The sequence below is a fragment of the Pelagicoccus sp. SDUM812003 genome, from assembly GCF_031127815.1.
Lineage (GTDB): Bacteria > Verrucomicrobiota > Verrucomicrobiia > Opitutales > Opitutaceae > Pelagicoccus.
Window position 1 is genome coordinate 1 of record NZ_JARXHY010000070.1, and the last position, 592, is coordinate 592.

1 pseudogene is annotated in these 592 nt (G+C 45.6%); it reads left to right on the forward strand.

The annotated features are described in order from the left end of the window. Positions 1-569 (forward strand): annotated as a pseudogene (locus tag QEH54_RS22825) (hypothetical protein); the annotation flags it as partial. Between the last annotated feature and the right edge of the window lie 23 nt (positions 570-592).

Here is a 592-nt window from a genome sequence, read left to right on the forward strand (position 1 = left end):
TTCACGTTGGGCGAAAGAAGATGAAACCACCATCTAGAACAATGGAACCTTCGAAGTCGTATTCTACGATTGGTTACACTCCGTTGCTCATCGTTGAATTATCCATTCTAGCAGCGATCTACTTCCTATCCAGTTCATTCCTGCTCACTGCGACTATCTTCGGGTTCTTCGCACTAGTCCAAGTCATCGGTTTGAAGTGGGAGAAAACGAAGAAAGAAGAGAGAAAAGAAGATTCGATTTGCTCTTTCTCCAAAGCTCTTCCGGCAAAGGATCACGACACTTGGGTCGTCAGGGCCGTTTATGAAGAACTAACTCGAGATTGTAGATTTCCGATTCAGCCAACGGATCGACTTTTTGAAGACTTAAGATTCGACGATGACGATTTGGATGTGATCGCCGAAGAGGTGGCCAGAAGATCAAGAAGAACACTCGATCAGAAAGAAAAGAATCCAAGATACAAAAAGGTATTCACGGTTTCTGACATGATCGATTTCTTCGAGAATCAACCGAAAGAAACAAACCAGCCCAACCAAGCAGCCCATACAACTCCGGCCAGCGCTCCGCGCTGACCTACGCGTATGGCTTTCACGTT